Source organism: Kitasatospora putterlickiae (assembly GCF_039527695.1).
GTDB classification, from domain to species: Bacteria; Actinomycetota; Actinomycetes; order Streptomycetales; family Streptomycetaceae; genus Kitasatospora; species Kitasatospora putterlickiae.
Window position 1 is genome coordinate 1 of record NZ_BAAAKJ010000400.1, and the last position, 14,933, is coordinate 14,933.

At 73.4% G+C, this 14,933-nt stretch carries 9 protein-coding genes and 1 pseudogene; all 10 read right to left on the reverse strand.

Features of this window, described 5'->3' with window-relative positions; translation table 11 throughout:
• A partial coding sequence (locus ABD308_RS34170) for a helix-turn-helix transcriptional regulator (protein ID WP_344343685.1) occupies positions 1–3,009 on the reverse strand: 3,009 nt, incomplete at its 3' end.
• Between the two features lie 131 nt (positions 3,010–3,140).
• On the reverse strand, positions 3,141–3,302 hold the full coding sequence (locus ABD308_RS34175; protein WP_344343687.1) for a hypothetical protein: 162 nt from the start codon (positions 3,300–3,302) through the stop codon (positions 3,141–3,143).
• A 223-nt stretch (positions 3,303–3,525) separates the two neighbouring features.
• On the reverse strand, positions 3,526–5,034 hold the full coding sequence (gene gatB, locus ABD308_RS34180) for an Asp-tRNA(Asn)/Glu-tRNA(Gln) amidotransferase subunit GatB (protein ID WP_344343689.1): 1,509 nt from the start codon (positions 5,032–5,034) through the stop codon (positions 3,526–3,528).
• 74 nt (positions 5,035–5,108) lie between these two features.
• A complete protein-coding gene (locus ABD308_RS34185) occupies positions 5,109–5,348 on the reverse strand; it encodes a hypothetical protein (protein WP_344343691.1) in 240 nt (79 codons plus the stop codon).
• Positions 5,345–6,838: an Asp-tRNA(Asn)/Glu-tRNA(Gln) amidotransferase subunit GatA gene (gene gatA / locus ABD308_RS34190; protein WP_344343693.1), complete on the reverse strand. Its 1,494-nt coding sequence runs from the start codon at positions 6,836–6,838 to the stop codon at positions 5,345–5,347. The genes ABD308_RS34185 and gatA overlap by 4 nt, the downstream gene beginning before the upstream one ends.
• Before the next feature lie 5 nt (positions 6,839–6,843).
• Positions 6,844–7,140 carry an Asp-tRNA(Asn)/Glu-tRNA(Gln) amidotransferase subunit GatC gene (gene gatC, locus ABD308_RS34195; protein ID WP_035845952.1) on the reverse strand — a complete coding sequence of 99 codons (297 nt, stop codon included), beginning with the start codon at positions 7,138–7,140 and terminating at the stop codon, positions 6,844–6,846.
• Positions 7,141–7,327: 187 nt separating this feature from the next.
• Positions 7,328–8,983 (reverse strand): annotated as a pseudogene (locus ABD308_RS34200) (putative bifunctional diguanylate cyclase/phosphodiesterase); the annotation flags it as partial.
• A gap of 374 nt (positions 8,984–9,357) precedes the next feature.
• Positions 9,358–11,715 carry an NAD-dependent DNA ligase LigA gene (ligA, locus tag ABD308_RS34205; RefSeq protein WP_344343715.1) on the reverse strand — a complete coding sequence of 786 codons (2,358 nt, stop codon included), beginning with the start codon at positions 11,713–11,715 and terminating at the stop codon, positions 9,358–9,360.
• Between the two features lie 24 nt (positions 11,716–11,739).
• Entirely contained in the window at positions 11,740–12,750 is a 1,011-nt protein-coding gene (locus ABD308_RS34210) for a methionine synthase (RefSeq protein WP_344343698.1), read from the reverse strand.
• Between the two features lie 106 nt (positions 12,751–12,856).
• On the reverse strand, positions 12,857–14,933 hold a 2,077-nt coding region (locus ABD308_RS34215; RefSeq protein WP_344343700.1), incomplete at its 5' end, for a right-handed parallel beta-helix repeat-containing protein.

The following is a 14,933-nucleotide window of genomic DNA, read 5'->3' on the forward strand; positions in this document are numbered from 1 at the left end:
GAGCTGGACGCCGTGCTGCACGCGCTGCGCGGCGGCTTCGTCCCGGCCGGCCACCGCGAGCTTGCCGAGGATGTTGGAGACGTGCACGCTCGCCGTCTTCGGCGAGATGTACAACTCCTCGGCGATCTGCCGGTTGGTGCGCCCCCGCGCGAGCAATCGGAGCACGTCCCGCTCACGGGGGGTGAGGCCGAAGGAGTCCCCGGCCGGCGCCGCCGCGGCGGGGGCGGGACGGCCCGCGACGAGGGTCAGGCCCGCCCGCTCGGCCAGCGCGTCCACCTCGACGCGCAGCCCGGCGTCACCCCGGGCGGACGCCAGTTCCCGGGCCTCGCGCAGCAGTTCGGCCCCGGCCTCGCGCCGCCCGGCCAGCACCTCGGCCTCGCCGGCCCGCAGCAGGGCGAGCGCCAGCGGGTACGGCAGCCCGGTCGGGCGCAGCCACTCGATCGCGGCGGCCCAGTGCGCCGGGGTGTCCGCCCCCTCGGCCCGGGCCAGTTCGCCCTCCAGCAGCCGGGCCCAGCCGTGGTGCAGCGGCACCGTCGGGGTCAGCCCGGCCGCCGCCTCGACGATCCGGGCCAGCACCGCGGCCCGGCCCGCCTCGGCCTCCGGCAGGCCCCGGCTGTCCGCCTCGACGCCCGCGCCGTCGACCAGCAGCGGAAAGCAGTCGGCCAGGTAGCCGCAGGGGAAGGCCCCGGCCAGGGCGGCGAGCAGCTCGGCGCGGGCCTCCAGCGGGCGGCCCGTCCGGGCGGCGGTGCGCACCGCGAGCCGGCCGATCGGCACCGAGTGCTGGATCTGGCCGTCCCGGTTGGCGGCCCGGGCCTGGGCGAGCAGCGCGGCGGCGCCGGCCACGTCGCCGCGGAGCAGGGCGAGCTCCCCGCGCAGCCGGTCCAGGAACTCGGCGTGGGTGCCGGTCGGACTGGTCAGGTCGCCCTCGGCGAGCACCAGTTCGGCCTCGTCGATCCGCCCGAGGTCGATCAGCGCCTCGGCGAGGTTCCCGGTCAGGATGGTGCCGATGTTGCGTTGCAGGCCGTTGCGGCGGGCCGAGTCCAGCCCCTCCCGGGCCAGCTCCGCGGCCTGCCCGGCCCGGCCGAGGCCGCGCAGGAGCGAGGACAGGTTGTTGAGGCCGCGCAGCAGCAGGTCCGGCGCACCGAGCCGGCGGGAGGCCTCGACCGCCGCCGTCAGCTGGGCCACCGCGGCCTCCGGGTCGGCGTCCAGGTCGTTGCGCAGCCCGCCGAGGGTCATCAAGGCGTGCTGCTCGACCGCGTGGGCGCCCACCTCGCGGGCGATCCGGGCGGCCCGCTCGGCGAGCACCACCAGCTCGCGGCGGGGGTAGGAGAGCATGCCGGCGCCGGCGCCGAGGGCGAACACCTCGGCCTGCACGGCGGACGGCGGCAGGTGCTCGACCAGCCGGTGCGCGTAGGCGATCTCCGCCTCGTCGCCGGAGCGGCGCAGATGGCCGAGCATCCGGGCGCGGTTGATCCGGAACCAGGCGGCGCGCGCCGGGTGCTCGGTCTCGTCGACGAGCTGCAGCGCCCGCTTCGCCAGGCTCAGCCCGCGCTCCCGGTCCCCGCTGCGGCGGGCCGCGACCACCGCCTCGGCCAGTACGTCGATCAGGCAGAGCCGGTCGCAGTCCTCGTCGTGCCGGCCGGCGTCGCAGGAGCACGGCGGGTAGGTCTCGGCCCAGTCGTACGGGCGCAGGGTGTCGGCCAGCTGCTCGGCGGGGACCTCGTCCCACAGCTCCAGGGCCCGTTCCAGCATGCGCAGTTGCTCGGCGAAGGCGTTGCGGCGACGGGCCGCCCGAGCGGCGTCCAGCGCGGTCGGCAGGGCCCGGGCCGGGTGGTGCGCGTGGTACCAGTAGTTGGCCAGCCGGGCCGGCCGGGCGTCGGCGCCGACCAGCTGCGGTTCGGCCTCCAGGGCCTCGGCGAACCGGCGGTTGATCCGGTGCCGCTCGCCGGGCAGCAGGTCGTCCGAGACGGCCTCGCGGACCAGCGCGTGGCGGAACCGGTAGCCGTCGCCGTCCGGGTCCGGGCGCAGGATGTTGGCGCCGACCGCGGCGCGCAGCGAGCCGATCAGCCGCTCCTCGTCCTCCAGGACGGCGGCGAGCAGGGCGTGTTCGACGAGCGAGCCGCCCTCGGCGGCGATCCGCAGCACCCGCTGGGTCTCCTCGTCCAGCGCCTCGACCCGGACCAGCAGGATGTCCCGCAGGGAGTCGGTGAGCCCGGTCGAGCAGCCCTCCCGCAGGGCGGTGGCCAACTCCTCAACGAAGAACGGGTTGCCCTCGGAGCGGCGGTGGACGCGCTCGACCAGGGCGCGGTCGGGCGCGGCGGTACCGAGGATGCCGGCCAGCTGGGCGGCCACCTCGCCGGGGCCGAAGCGCTCCAGCTCCAGCCGGCGCACCGTGCGCAGCCGCTCCAGCTCGGCCAGGAAGGGACGCAGCGGGTGGCGGCGGTGCAGGTCGTCGCTGCGGTAGGTGGCGACCAGCAGGACCCGGGAGCGGTGCAGGGTGCGGACCAGGTAGGCGAACAGCTCCCGGGTGGAGCGGTCGGACCAGTGCAGGTCCTCGACGGCGAGCACGAAAGTACGGTCCGTGCCGAGCCGTTCGAACAGCCTCGCGGTGTGCTCGAACAGCCGGGCCCGGCCGTACTCGTCGTTGGGTTCGCCGTCGGCCTCGCCGATGTCGGGCAGCAGCCGGGCGAGATGGCCCTCCATCCCGGCGGCGGCGTGTTCGAGCCCGGTGCCCAGACAGCGGTGCAGCCGGCGCAGCGCGGTGGCCAGCGGCGCGTACGGCAGCCCCTCGGCTCCGACCTCAAGACAGCCCCCGTCGGTGGTGAGCGCGCCCTGGTCGTCCGCCCGGCGCAGGAACTCCTCCAGCAGCCGGGTCTTGCCGACGCCCGCCTCGCCGCCGATCAGCACGGTCTGCGGCTCGCCGCGGCCGGCCCGGCGCAGCGCGTCCATCAGGTCGGCGAGTTGCGGATCGCGGCCGACGAAGACGGGACTCACCGAGATCTGCTGCATGGAGGCGAGCATGCCATAGGGGCCCCGCGAGCTCCGAGGGGTTATCGCGCCCGGCGAACGCCCGGAGGGGGAGGCGCTCCCCAGCGGCGCCTCCCCCTCCGTTCCCCGCTCGGCACCTCGGTGCCGGTCCGTCAGCATTCGCTCGGGCGCGCGGTGCGCCGCTGGACGCGCAGGCCGATGTTCGGCCGCCACCCGGTGCGCTTGGCGGTCTTCGCCGCGCGGACCAGGCGCTGGTGCTCGGCCAGGGCCCGGAGTTCCAGTTCCTGCTGCTTGATGAGCTCGTACTCGATCACGGTGCTTCCCCTCGTGGGTCTCTCGTCGCTTCCGTCCGCTGAGTAGAGACTCCTCTCCCAGGGGGGTGGCGGACATCGGCAGGCTTCCGGATCTTCCGGGGCCCGATCGCCTTAGGGCCCCGGCCGGAGGAACGACGAAGGCCCGGCCTCACCCCTTGTACGGGGTAAGACCGGGCCTCAGGCGGCTAAGCAGGCCTTAGATCGCCTTAGACGCCTTGGAAACTCAGGCGGAGACGCCCAGCTTCTCCAGGATCAAATCCTTGACGCGGGCCGCGTCGGCCTGGCCGCGGGTGGCCTTCATGACCGCGCCGACCAGCGCGCCGACCGCGGCGACCTTGCCGTCGCGGATCTTGGCGGCGATCGCCTCGTTCTCGGCGATGGCCTGGTCGACGGCGGCGCCCAGCGCGGAGTCGTCCGAGACGACGGCCAGGCCGCGCTTCTCGACGATCGCGTCCGGCTCGCCCTCACCGGCCAGCACGCCCTCGATGACCTGGCGGGCCAGCTTGTCGTTCAGCTTGCCCTCGGCGACCAGCGCGGTGACCCGGGCGACCTGCGCCGGGGTGATCGGCTGCTCGGCCAGCTCGGTGCCGGTCTCGTTGGCACGGCGGGCCAGCTCGCCCATCCACCACTTGCGGGCCTGGTCGGCCGGGGCGCCGGCGGCGATGGTCTCCTGGATCGGCTCGACGGCGCCGGCGTTCAGCACCGACCGCATGTCCTTGTCCGACAGGCCCCACTCGGCCTGCAGCCGGGCCCGGCGCACCCGGGGCAGCTCGGGCAGCGCGGCCCGCAGCTCCTCGACCCACTCGCGGGACGGCGCGATCGGCACCAGGTCCGGCTCCGGGAAGTACCGGTAGTCCTCGGCGTTGTCCTTGATCCGGCCGGAGGTGGTGGAGCCGTCCTCCTCGTGGAAGTGCCGGGTCTCCTGGATGATCGTGCCGCCGTCGACCAGCACCGTGGCGTGCCGCTGGATCTCGAACCGGGCGGCCCGCTCGACGCTGCGCAGCGAGTTGACGTTCTTGGTCTCCGAGCGGGTGCCGAAGGTCTCGGTGCCGTTCGGGCGCAGCGACAGGTTGACGTCGCAGCGCATCTGGCCCTTGTCCATCCGGGCCTCGGAGACGCCCAGCGAGCGGATGACCTCGCGCAGCTCGGCGACGTAGGCGCGGGCGACCTCGGGGGCCCGCTCGCCGGCGCCGGTGATCGGCTTGGTGACGATCTCGATCAGCGGGATGCCGGCCCGGTTGTAGTCCAGCAGGGAGTGGGTGGCTCCGTGGATGCGGCCGGTGGCGCCGCCGACGTGGCTGGACTTGCCGGTGTCCTCCTCCATGTGGGCGCGCTCGATCTCCACGCGGAAGGTCGAGCCGTCCTCCAGCTGCACGTCGAGGTAGCCGTTGAAGGCGATCGGCTCGTCGTACTGCGAGGTCTGGAAGTTCTTCGGCATGTCCGGGTAGAAGTAGTTCTTCCGCGCGAACCGGCACCACTCGGCGATCTCGCAGTTCAGCGCCAGGCCGATCTTGACGGCCGACTCCACGCCCACCGCGTTGACCACCGGCAGCGAGCCCGGCAGCCCCAGGCAGGTCGGGCAGACCTGGCTGTTCGGCTCGGCACCCAGCTCGGTCGAACAACCGCAGAACATCTTGGTCTTGGTACCGAGCTCGACGTGGACCTCCAGGCCCATCACCGGGTCGTACGACGCGAGAGCGTCCTCGTAGGAGACCAGGTTCTTGACGCTCACAGCGTCCCCTTCACTCAAAAGTCTTCGGTGGTGCGGGTCCGGCCGGCACCGCGGTACCGGCCGGACCCCACGGGCTAGCCCAGCAGGACGTCGTCGTCGCCGAGGCGGCGCAGCTCGCGCACCAGCAGGGCGGTGCCGGTGATCAGGGCGGCGGCGCCGACCAGGGCGTTGACCAGCTTGAGGGTGTCGCTCTCGTCGCGGGCCTTGCGGACGTCCTTCACGATGGAGATCGCGCCGAACGTGCTGGTCCCGATGGACAGCCACAGCCCGGGCTTCGAGTGCTTGAAGCCCTTGGCCTTCTCGATCTTGCTCACAGTGCCGGTGCCTCCTCCAGCAGGGTGTGCCCCCACTTGTCGTTGAGTGCGGCCTCGACGGCGCCGCCCACGCGGTACAGGCGGTCGTCCGCCATCGCGGGTGCGATGATCTGCAGGCCGACCGGGAGATTGTCCTCCGGGGCCAGGCCGCAGGGCAGCGACATCGCCGCGTTGCCCGCCAGGTTGGACGGAATCGTGCAGAGGTCGGCCAGGTACATCGCCATCGGGTCGTCGGCGCGCTCGCCGATCGGGAAGGCGGTGGTCGGGGTGGTCGGCGAGACCAGGACGTCCACGCCGGCGAACGCGGCGTCGAAGTCGCGGGAGATCAGCGTGCGCACCTTCTGGGCCGAGCCGTAGTAGGCGTCGTAGTAGCCCGAGGAGAGCGCGTAGGTGCCGAGGATGATGCGGCGCTTGACCTCGGGGCCGAAACCGGCCTCGCGGGTCAGCGCGGTGACGTCCTCGGCGGAGCGGGTGCCGTCGTCGCCGACCCGCAGGCCGTAGCGCATCGCGTCGAAGCGGGCCAGGTTGGACGAGGCCTCGCTGGGCGCGATCAGGTAGTACGCGGGCAGCGCCAGGGTGAACGACGGGCAGGAGACCTCGACGACCTCGGCGCCCAGCTCGCGCAGCAGCTCCACCGACTCGTTGAAGCGCTGCATGACGCCGGCCTGGTAGCCCTCGCCGGCGAACTCCTTCACCACGCCGATCCGCATGCCGCGGACGTCGCGCGTCCGGGCGGCCTCGACCACGGCCGGGACCGGGGCGTTGATCGAGGTGGAGTCCAGCGGGTCGTGGCCGGCGATGGCCTCGTGCAGCAGCGCCGCGTCCAGCACGGTGCGGGCGCACGGGCCGCCCTGGTCCAGGCTGCTGGAGAAGGCCACCAGGCCGTAGCGGGAGACCGAGCCGTAGGTCGGCTTCACGCCGACGGTGCCGGTGACGGCGCCGGGCTGGCGGATCGAGCCGCCGGTGTCGGTGCCGATCGCCAGCGGGGCCTCGAAGGCGGCCAGCGCGGCCGCCGAGCCGCCGCCGGAGCCGCCGGGGATCCGGGAGAGGTCCCACGGGTTGCCGGTGGTGCCGTAGGCGGAGTTCTCGGTGGAGGAGCCCATCGCGAACTCGTCCATGTTGGTCTTGCCGAGGATGACGACGCCGGCGTCCTTGAGCCGCGAGGTCAGGGTGGCGTCGTACGGCGGGATCCAGCCCTCAAGGATCTTCGAGCCGCAGGTGGTCGGCACGCCCTTGGTGGTGAAGACGTCCTTCAGCGCCAGCGGGACACCGGCCAGCGGGCCCAGCTCCTCGCCCTTGGCGCGCTTCTCGTCGACGGCCCTGGCGGCGCTCAGCGCGCCCTCGGTGTCGACGTGCAGGAAGGCGTTGACCTTCTGGTCGACGGCCTCGATGCGGTCCAGGTGCGCCTGCGCGACCTCGACGGCGGACACCTCGCCCTTGGCGATGGCGGTGGCCGTCTCGGCGGCCGTGTAACGGATCAGGTCGGTCATCTCGGTCAGTCCTCCCCGAGGATCTGCGGCACACGGAAACGCTGCTCCTCGGCGGCCGGGGCGCCGGCCAGCGCCTGCTCCGGGGTGAGCGAGGGCCGGACCTCATCCGCGCGCATGACGTTGGTCAGCGGCAGCGGGTGGGAGGTGGGCGGGACGTCCTGTCCGGCGACCTCGGAAACGCGGGCGACCGCGCCGATGATCACGTCGAGCTGCTCGGCGAAGTGGTCCAGCTCTTCGGCCTGCAACTCAAGACGCGACAGCCGAGCGAGGTGGGCGACCTCCTCGCGCGTGATGCCAGGCATGCAGCGATCCTCAGGGTGAGTTCTGGTGAGGCCCGGATCCGCCGTCCGGCGGCCCCGGGCCCGGGTCGGGAGCGGCCGGTCCGGCGCTCCCGTCCTCGTGGTCTTTGGCCCCATCCTATGGGGCGCGGCCCGGCCACCGGCCAACGACCAGCGGTGGGGCCCGGTCACTCCCGCCGCGCGGCGCCGCTCACTGCGGGCGGGTCGGCGCCCAACTCTGCTGCTTGGGTGCCTGGATCTCCATCGCGGCGGCCTGCACCGCCTGGACCACCGGCGGCAGGGCGGGCTTGATCACCGGCGGCAGCCGGTCGGCGGAGGCCGCGGCGAGCCGCTCCACCGGCGGCGCTCCGGTGCGGTGCACCCGCAGCCAGGCGGTGGCCTGCTCGGCCGGCAGCGCCGCCGACACCAGCCAGCCCTGCACCGCGTCCACGCCCATGCAGTTCAGCCGCTCCCAGGTCTCGTCGTCCTCGACGCCCTCGGCGACCACGGTCAGGCCGAGCGAGTGGGCCAGTTCGACCGAGCAGCGGACCACCGCCGCGTCGTGGTCGTCGGCGACCATCCGGGAGACGAAGGAACGGTCGATCTTCAGCTCGCCGACCGGCAGGCTGCGCAGCCGCACCAGCGAGGAGTGTCCGGTCCCGAAGTCGTCCAGGGACATCCCGACCCCGTAGCCGCGCAGTTCGGCGAGGGTGTCGGCGGCCCGCCGGGAGTCGTCCAGCAGCAGCCGCTCGGTGATCTCCAGCTGGAGCGCGTGGGCCGGCACCTGGTGGCGCACCAGGTGGCCGGCAACCCGCTGGGCGAAGCCGGGGTTGAGCACGTCGCGCGGGGAGACGTTCACCGCGACCTGCACCTGGAGGCCCTGCTCGCGCCAGTGGGCGAGCTGGCCGACGGCGGCCTCCAGCACGTAGTCCGTCAGCCGGGGCATCAGGCCGCTGGACTCGGCGAGGCCGACGAACTCGTCCGGCGAGACCCGGCCCTGGCCCGGGCGCTCCCAGCGCAGCAGCGCCTCCAGCCCGACCACCCGGCCGTCGAAGGCCACCTTGGGCTGGTAGTGCAGCTGCACCTCGCCGGTCTCCAGGGCCCGCCGCAGGTCGCCCAGCAGGCCGATCCGGTACGGGGTGTCGGCGTCCTGCGCCTCGTCGTACTGCTCGACCGAGGTGCGGCCGCGCTGCGCGTGGCCCATCGCGACGTCGGCCCGGCGCAGCAGCGACTCGGCGTCCTGGGCGTGCTGCGGGAAGACGCAGACGCCGGCGCTGGCCTCCAGCACGAGCAGCAGGCCGTCCAGCCGGATCGGCGCGGCCAGTTCGGCGATCAGCGCCTTGGCCACCTTCTCCAGCGAGTCCGGGCAGCCGATGCCGGGCAGCAGCACGGCGAACTCGTCGCCGCCCATCCGGGCCACCATCGGGCGGCCCCGGTAGTGCCGGGGCAGGCCGGCGAAGACGTCGTCGATGGACTCGCGGGTGGCGCTGCCGGCCGCCCCGCCGGAGCGCAGGGCGCGGTGCAGCCGGCGGGCGATGTGGACGAGCAGCCGGTCGCCGGCGGTGTGTCCGAGGGTGTCGTTGAGCGACCGGAAGCGGTCGAGGTCGAGCAGGATCAGACCGACGCTGTACCCCTCGGAGTGCTCGGCGATCGACTCCTGGGCGGCGAGGAGTAACGCCTGGCGGTTGGGGAGGTCGGTCAGCGGATCGGTGAGCTGGTCGCGCGCCCGGTCCCGGGCGATCCGCCAGGCGGCGACCAGGACGGCCAGCGGCACCGCGAACAGCGGCAGCAGTTCCGCCTCGTAGCGGTAGACCAGCACGGCCAGCGGGATGAGCGGCGCCGCGCCGGCCAGCAGCACTCCGAGCAGCAGGACGGCTCCCGCCACCCCCTGCGGCGGGCGTGTGGGAGCGCCGCCGGTCGTACGATCCATAAGCCCTGTCCTCCGTCGGGCCCGCCCCGTCAGGCCGCCTAGCGGTGAGGCACCGTACCGGTACCGGCAGCCTGCCGGACATGGAGCGGCCCCGCGGAGTCCGGCTCAGCCGGTACCCCCACCCCTGCTGACACTCTGTTGCGCTCCAGGGTATGCGCGGCTCAACCCGACGGGCAGACTTTCGGACAACCGGACATACGCCACGGTGCCTCGGTGCCGCACAGTGACACGATGCCCGCTAACACTGTGCGGCACCCGGTGACGTTGCATCAGGACGATAACAAGCCGGATTCGGGGCTTCCGCGCGCGGGTCAGTCCTCGGCGGGCTCCGCGGCGGGCTCCTCCGCGGACTGCGGCTCCTGCGCGGCGGCCTTCCCGGCCGCGGCCTTCCTCTTCGCGGGCGCCTTCCTCACCGGCTCCTCCGGCGGCTCGGCCGGCAGGCCCAGGTGGACCCGGGCGGCCGCCGACCCCTGCTCCAGCAGGATCGTGAAGCCCTCGTCGTCGAGGACCGGCAGCCCCAGCTGGACGGCCTTGTCGTACTTGGACCCGGGGTTGTCGCCGGCGACCACGAAGTGGGTCTTCTTCGACACCGACCCGGTCACCTTCGCGCCCCGCGAGGTCAGCGCCTCCTTGGCGCCGTCCCTGGTGTGCCCGGCCAGGGTGCCGGTGACGACGACCGTCAGCCCCTCCAGCGGCCGCTCGCCCTCCTCCTCGGTCGCCTCCTCGGTGAAGCGGACGCCGGCGGCGCGCCACTTCTCGACGATCTCCCGGTGCCAGTCCACCTGGTACCACTCGATGATCGACCGCGCGGTGCCCGCGCCGACGCCCTCGGTGGCGGCCAGCCGCTCCTCGCTCGCCGCGAAGATCGCGTCCAGGTCGCGGAACTCCCGGGCGAGGTCCTGGGCGGCCACCGGGCCGACGTGCCGGATCGAGAGGCCGTTGAGGAACCGCCAGAGCGGGCGGTCCTTGGCCTTCTCGATGTTCTCCAGCATCAGCCCGGTGTTCTTCTTCGGCGCACCGGCGGTGGTGGCGAAGAAGAACACCTCCTTCTCCTCGCCGGTCTCGTCGTCGAGCTTGGGCATGCTGGTCTTCTGGTCGCGCACCAGCACCTTGATCGGGAGCAGCTGCTCGACGGTGAGGCCGAAGATGTCGCCCTCGTTGCCCACCGGCGCCTGGGCCGGCTCCAGCGGCTGGGTCAGCGCGGTGGCCGCGACGTAGCCGAGGCCCTCGATGTCCAGCGCCGAACGGCCGCCGAGGAAGGCGATCCGCTCACGGATCTGGGCCGGGCAGAACCGCGCGTTGGGACAGCGCAGGTCGATGTCCCCCTCGGCCATCGCCCGCAGCTCACTGTCGCACTCGGGGCAGTGCGAGGGCATCACGAAGGCCTGCTCGGTGCCGTCCCGCAGGTCGTACACCGGGCCGAGGATCTCCGGGATCACGTCGCCGGCCTTGCGCAGCACCACCGTGTCGCCGAGCAGGACGTCCTTGGCCTTGACGACCTCCTGGTTGTGCAGGGTCGCGTACTGCACCATCGAGCCGGCCACCTTCACCGGCTCGGCCAGCACCGCGTACGGGGTGGCCCGGCCGGTGCGGCCGATGCCGACCTTGATCGCGGCCAGCCTGCCGGTGACCTCCTCCGGCGGGTACTTCCAGGCGATCGCCCAGCGCGGGGACTTCGAGGTGGAGCCGAGCCGGCCCTGCAGGGCGATCTCGTCCACCTTGACGACCACGCCGTCGATCTCGTGCTCGACCGAGTGCCGCTGCTCGCCGAAGTGCGTGATGAACGCCCGCACCTCGTCCAGCGTGCCGACCACCCTGTTGTGCCGGGCGGTCGGCAGGCCCCACTCGCGCAGCAGGTCGTAGGCGTGCGACTGGTCGTCGATGTCGAAGCCGGAGCGCGCGCCGATGCCGTGCACCACCATGTGCAGCGGGCGGGACGCGGCGACCAGCGGGTCCTTCTGGCGCAGCGAGCCGGCGGCGGCGTTGCGCGGGTTCATGAACAGCCGGATCATCGCCCGGGGCCGCCTGCCCTCCTTGGCGCGCTCCTCGTTCTCCACCCGGCGGCGCTCGTTCTCCGCCGAGAAGGAGGCGTTGAGCGCCTCGAAGGCCTCGGTCGGGAAGTAGACCTCGCCGCGGATCTCCACCAGCTCCGGGACGTCGTCGCCCCGGAGCCGGTGCGGGATCTCCTTGATGGTGCGGACGTTGGCGGTGATGTCCTCGCCGACCCGGCCGTCGCCGCGGGTCGCCGCCTGCACCAACTGGCCGTTCTCGTAGGTGAGGTTGACGGCCAGGCCGTCGACCTTGAGCTCGCACAGGTAGTGGTACTCGATGCCGGCCAGCTCGGTGGCGACCCGCTCGGCCCAGGCGGCCAGCTCCTCGTCGTCCATCGCGTTGTCCAGGCTGAGCAGCCGCTCCCGGTGCTCGACCGGCGCGAAGAGCAGGGTCGGCGCGCCGCCGACCTTCTGGGTGGGCGACTCCGGGGTGACCAGCGCCGGGTGCTCGGCCTCCAGCCCCTCCAGCTCGCGCATCAGCGCGTCGAACTCGGCGTCGCTGACGATCGGCGCGTCCTGCTCGTAGTAACGGGCCCGGTGGTCGGTGATCTCGGCCGCCAGCTCGGCGTGCCGCTTGCGCACCTCCGCCGGGACGTCCTCCCAGCCCTCGACAGCCACCACCGCAAGCCCTCCGTCAATCTCTCATTCCGGGTTGTCCACCAGGCTCCGGGCCGCCTTCACGCTGAGTGACAACGCGGTGCGCGCATGGGCCGGAGAGGCCCCGGCCAGCCCGCAGGTGGGCGTCACCAGCACACGGCGGCCCAGCAGCTCCGGGGAGAACCCGAGCCTGCGCCACAACGTCCTGACACCCTGGACACTACCGGCCGGGTCCGACAGTGCCTGGTCAGTGGAGGGGACGACACCGGCGAGGATCACGGTGCCGGCCTCGACCGCCTCGCCGAGGTCGTCGTCCTCACGCTCGGTCAGCAGCGAGAAGTCCAGCGAGACGCCGGCCACCCCGGCCCGGCGCAGCAGCGGCAGCGGCACCCGGGGCGCGCAGCAGTGCACCACGACCGGCGCGTCCAGGGCGCGGACCACCTCGCGCAGCGTCTCCTCGGCCACCTGCCGGTCGACCGCGCGCAGCCGCTGGAAGCCACTGGCGGTCTTCACCTCGCCGGCCAGCACGGCGGGCAGCGAGGGCTCGTCCAGCTGGAGCACCACCTCCGCGCCGGGCACCCGCCGGCGGACGTCGGCGAGGTGGCGGCGCAGGCCCTCGGTGAGCGAGCCGGCGATGTCCCGGCAGGCGCCGGGGTCGGCGAGCGCCTTCTCGCCGTGCTTGAGCTCGACGGACGCCGCCAGCGTCCACGGGCCGACCGCCTGCACCTTCAGCGCGCCCTGGTAGCCCTGGGTGAACTCCTCCAGCGCGTCGAGGTCCTCGCCGAGCCAGGAGTGGGCGCGCCGGGTGTCCCGGCCGGGGCGGTCGGTGAACCGCCAGCCGCTCGGCTCGGTCTGCGCGAACAGCTCGACCAGCAGGCCGGCGGAGCGGCCGATCATGTCGGCGCCCGGCCCGCGGGCGGGCAGCTCCGGGAGGAACGGCAGGTGCTCCAGCACGCCGGTGGAGGTCCTGGCGGCCTCCCGGGCGTCGGTGCCGGGAAGCGAGCCGACGCCGGTGGCGGCGCCGAGCAGGTCGGGGAAGGGGTGTCCGTTGCTCACGCCGGAAGCCTATGAGATCGCGGACGCCGACGGCCCCGGCACCGGGCGCGGGGCTCGGTGGCGGGGCCGTGGCGTCGGGTCCCGGCGGTCGCCGCCGGGGCCCTGATCAGTAGTTCTGGGTGCCGAAGAGGTCGACCACGATGTGGACGGGCGCGGGGCTCGCGTTGCGGATGGTGATGCGGTTCCGGTTCACCTTCACCACGACCTGGTTGGCGACGGTCTCGCCGGCCTGGAAATTGAGGTTGGAGACGGCCGGCATCAACTCGTTGGACGGGTACACGATGAGGTGGCCGTCGGCGCCGGGCTCGGTGACGGTGACGTTCAGGGTCGCCGCGGCGGTGTTCGGCGCGTAGATCTCGACGTCCAGCGTGTCGAAGGCCCCGACGGTGCCCGCCGGGCGCACGGAGGACGGGCTCTGGACGTCCTTTCGGGTGTCCATGGCCCGCCAGGGGCCGGTCGGCTCGAAGGTCAGCCGGCCCTCGCCGCTGTAGTAGCCGGCCACGTCGGCGATCACGTGCGCGGTGCCGCCGGAGTGGTTGTAGAAGGACACCTTGCCGTCCTTCACCGGCACGGTGACCAGATTCGGGACCGTCCGGCCGGACGTCCAGTTCAGGCTGGAGGTGTCCGGCCGCGCGATGCCGTGCGGGTACACCCGCAGGTGGCCCGCCTCGGTCGGGTCGGTCACCGTGACGTTCATCGTCACGGCCGTCACGCCGCTCGCCGGAATGCCGGCCAGTCCGGTGACCTGGAGGTCCACCTGACCGAAGGCCGGCACGGCCTGCACACCGGGGACGCCGACGGCCGACCGGGTGTCCAGCAGCCGGGAGGGGCTGAGCGAGTGGAACAGGTCGCCCTTGTCGCTGTAGTAGCCGGCCAGGTCGGCCAGCACGTGCACGGTGCCGCCGGAGTGGTTGTAGAAGGACACCTTGCCGTCCTTCACCGGGACGGTCACCTGGTTGGCGAGGGTGCGGCCCGCCGTCCAGTTGAGGTTGGAGGTGTCCGGGCGCTCCTGGCCGTGCGGGTACACCCGGAGGTGGCCGGCCTGGGTCGGGTCGGTCACCGTGACGTTCATCGTCACGGCCGTCACCCCGCTCGCCGGGATGCCGGCCGTCCCCGCGACATGGAGGTCCACCTGGCCGAAGGCCGGGACCGCCTGGACGCCGGGGACGCCGACGGCAGCCCGGGTGTCCAGCAGCCGCACCGGGCCGGCGGGCGTGAAGACGCTGCCGAAGTCGCGGCCCTCGACGGCGCCGCGGTCCCGGTAGCCCGTGCCGGTGCCGGTGTTGCGCACCGTCGGGTCGTCGGCGGCGGCGCGACCGGTCGTGTCCACCGGCAGCATCCCGGGGGCCGTCTCGTCGGCCGAGTCGCGGGCCACGGACTGCGGCCCGTCCAGGCTCTTGGGCTCGTAGATCTTCGCCACGAAGTCGTGCGCGCCCTGGCCGGTGCCCGCGGTGAACTCGGGCCGGGTCTGGTACCCGGTGTCGGCCCAGCGGTACGGCGCGCCACCGCTCCGCGGGTCGACCACGTTGTAGTCCACGACGGTCCCGGCGGTCGCGGCCGGGGCGACGGCGATGCCGGTGGCCGCCGCGGTGTCGGCGCAGCGGTCGCTCTGCGCCCGCGCGGTGTCGACCAGGTTGTTCTCGACCACCGCGCCGGCCGACGCCCCGTCCAGCGCGATGCCCGTGGTGCAGTCGCCGTAGACCGTGTTGCTGACGACGACCGTGCCCGGCGAGCCGTCGACCAGGACCGAGGCCGGGGCCTGGCTGTAGGTGAAGACCGTGTTGGTGGTCAGCACCGTCCCGGTGGAGCCGCCGTCAACGGTGATCCCCGGCTTGCCGTAGCCGCCGTTCGCGTCGCCGCGGGCGAAGGTGACCTGCCGGGAGCCGTTGGTGATCCGCAGGCCGGCGAACGCGCCGACGGCGGTGAACTTCACCTGGTTCGCACCGTCGACCGTCACGCTCGGCGTCTGGGAATTGGTGACCACGGCCAGGTTCTCGAACTCGACGAACTCGGCGCCCCTGACCGTGATGCCCTTCGACGGGCCCTCCATGGCGCCGATCCGCACCGAGCCCTGGGGGGAGGTGTCACGGGGCCTGCCGCGGAACACGATGGGCGCGCCCGGCTGGCCGGACCGCGTGATCACGAGTTCTTCGGGGTAGGTGCCCCAGGCGATCTCCACCGTC